Here is a 2,926-nt window from a genome sequence, read left to right as displayed (position 1 = left end):
GGTTAAGCTACTAAGAGCACACGGAGGATGCCTAGGCGCTAGGAGCCGAAGAAGGACGTGGCGAACAACGATACCGCCTCGGGGAGCTGTAAGCAAGCTTTGATCCGGGGATTTCCGAATGGGGAAACCCAGCTGGAGTAATATCCAGTTACTCATAACTGAATACATAGGTGATGAAGAGGCATACCAGGGGAACTGAAACATCTAAGTACCCTGAGGAAGAGAAAACAAGAGTGATTCCGTCAGTAGCGGCGAGCGAACGCGGAACAGCCTAAACCGGTCAGCTTGCTGGCCGGGGTTGTGGGACGTCTCACATGGAGTTACAAAGGAACAGATTAGGCGAAGAGGTCTGGAAAGGCCCGGCATAGAAGGTAAAAGCCCTGTAGCTGAAAGTTTGTTCCCTCCGAGACGGATCCCGAGTAGTGCGGGGCACGTGAAACCCCGTATGAATCTGGCAGGACCATCTGCTAAGGCTAAATACTCCCTAGCGACCGATAGTGAAACAGTACCGTGAGGGAAAGGTGAAAAGCACCCCGGAAGGGGAGTGAAATAGAACCTGAAACCGTGTGCTTACAAGAAGTCAGAGCCCGATCTATGGGTGATGGCGTGCCTTTTGTAGAATGAACCGGCGAGTTACGTTCCCGTGCAAGGTTAAGGTGAGAAGCCGTAGCCGCAGCGAAAGCGAGTCTGAATAGGGCGAATGAGTACGTGGGCGTAGACCCGAAACCGTGTGATCTACCCCTGTCCAGGGTGAAGGTGCGGTAACACGCACTGGAGGCCCGAACCCACGAATGTTGAAAAATTCGGGGATGAGGTGGGGGTAGCGGAGAAATTCCAATCGAACTCGGAGATAGCTGGTTCTCCCCGAAATAGCTTTAGGGCTAGCCTCGGTGAATAGAGTCGTGGAGGTAGAGCACTGATTGGGTGCGGGGCCCGCAAGGGTTACCAAGCTCAGTCAAACTCCGAATGCCATAGACTTATAACCGGGAGTCAGACAGTGAGTGCTAAGATCCATTGTCAAAAGGGAAACAGCCCAGACCATCAGCTAAGGTCCCCAAGTGTGTGTTAAGTGGGAAAGGATGTGGAGTTGCACAGACAACCAGGATGTTGGCTTAGAAGCAGCCACCATTTAAAGAGTGCGTAATAGCTCACTGGTCGAGTGACTCTGCGCCGAAAATGTAACGGGGCTAAACACACCACCGAAGCTATGGCTTGATGCTTTGCATCAGGGGTAGGGGAGCGTTGTATACAGCATTGAAGGTGTACCGTAAGGAGCGCTGGAGCGTATACAAGTGAGAATGCCGGTATGAGTAACGAAAAGATCAGTGAGAATCTGATCCGCCGAAAGCCCAAGGTTTCCTGAGGAAGGCTCGTCCGCTCAGGGTAAGTCGGGACCTAAGGCGAGGCCGAAAGGCGTAGTCGAAGGACAACAGGTTGAAATTCCTGTACCACCGTAAACCGCTATGAGCAATGGGGTGACGCAGGAGGGTAGTGACGCAGACTGATGGATGTCTGTCCAAGCAGTGAGGCTGATGTGTAGGCAAATCCGCACATCTTAAGGCCAGGCTGTGATGGGGAGGGAAAATTATAGTACCGAAGGTCATGATCTCACACTGCCAAGAAAAGCCTCTAGCCAGGTGAAGGTGCCCGTACCGCAAACCGACACAGGTAGGCGAGAAGAGAATTCTAAGGCGCGCGGAAGAACTCTCGTTAAGGAACTCGGCAAAATGACCCCGTAACTTTGGGAGAAGGGGTGCCCCGGTAGTGTGAATAGCACGAGGGGGCCGCAGTGAAAAGGCCCAAGCGACTGTTTAGCAAAAACACAGGTCTGTGCGAAGCCGTAAGGCGAAGTATACGGGCTGACGCCTGCCCGGTGCTGGAAGGTTAAGGGGAGTGGTTAGGGGTAACCCGAAGCTATGAACCGAAGCCCCAGTAAACGGCGGCCGTAACTATAACGGTCCTAAGGTAGCGAAATTCCTTGTCAGGTAAATTCTGACCCGCACGAATGGCGTAACGACTTGGGCGCTGTCTCAACGAGAGATCCGGTGAAATTTTAATACCTGTGAAGATGCAGGTTACCCGCGACAAGACGGAAAGACCCCATGGAGCTTTACTGCAGCTTGATATTGGATTTGGGTACGATCTGTACAGGATAGGTGGGAGCCTTTGAAGCCTGAGCGCCAGCTTAGGTGGAGGCGCCGTTGGGATACCACCCTGATCGTATCTAGGTTCTAACCTGGTACCGTGAACCGGTATGGGGACAGTGTCAGGTGGGCAGTTTGACTGGGGCGGTCGCCTCCTAAAGAGTAACGGAGGCGCCCCAAGGTTCCCTCAGAATGGTTGGAAATCATTCGAAGAGTGCAAAGGCAGAAGGGAGCTTGACTGCGAGACCTACAAGTCGAGCAGGGACGAAAGTCGGGCTTAGTGATCCGGTGGTACCGCATGGAAGGGCCATCGCTCAACGGATAAAAGCTACCCTGGGGATAACAGGCTTATCTCCCCCAAGAGTCCACATCGACGGGGAGGTTTGGCACCTCGATGTCGGCTCATCGCATCCTGGGGCTGAAGTAGGTCCCAAGGGTTGGGCTGTTCGCCCATTAAAGCGGTACGCGAGCTGGGTTCAGAACGTCGTGAGACAGTTCGGTCCCTATCTGTCGTGGGCGTAGGAAATTTGAGAGGAGCTGTCCTTAGTACGAGAGGACCGGGATGGACGTACCGCTGGTGCACCAGTTGTTCCGCCAGGAGCATGGCTGGGTAGCTACGTACGGACGGGATAAGCGCTGAAAGCATCTAAGCGTGAAGCCCCCCTCAAGATGAGATTTCCCAGTATGTAAGACCCCTTGAAGACGACGAGGTAGATAGGTTGGAGGTGGAAGTGCAGCAATGCATGGAGCTGACCAATACTAATCGGTCGAGGGCTTATCCT

Annotated in this window: 1 rRNA gene; it reads left to right on the top strand. The window is 53.6% G+C overall.

The features are described 5' to 3' along the window. A 23S ribosomal RNA gene (locus PCH05_RS18810) occupies positions 1-2,926 on the top strand.

Origin of the sequence: Paenibacillus chibensis (assembly GCF_004001045.1) — a bacterium.
Taxonomy (GTDB): Bacteria; Bacillota; Bacilli; order Paenibacillales; family Paenibacillaceae; genus Paenibacillus_AQ; species Paenibacillus_AQ chibensis.
The sequence above is the reverse complement of the archived record's forward strand: the minus strand, read 5'-3'. Positions and strand labels throughout refer to the sequence as shown.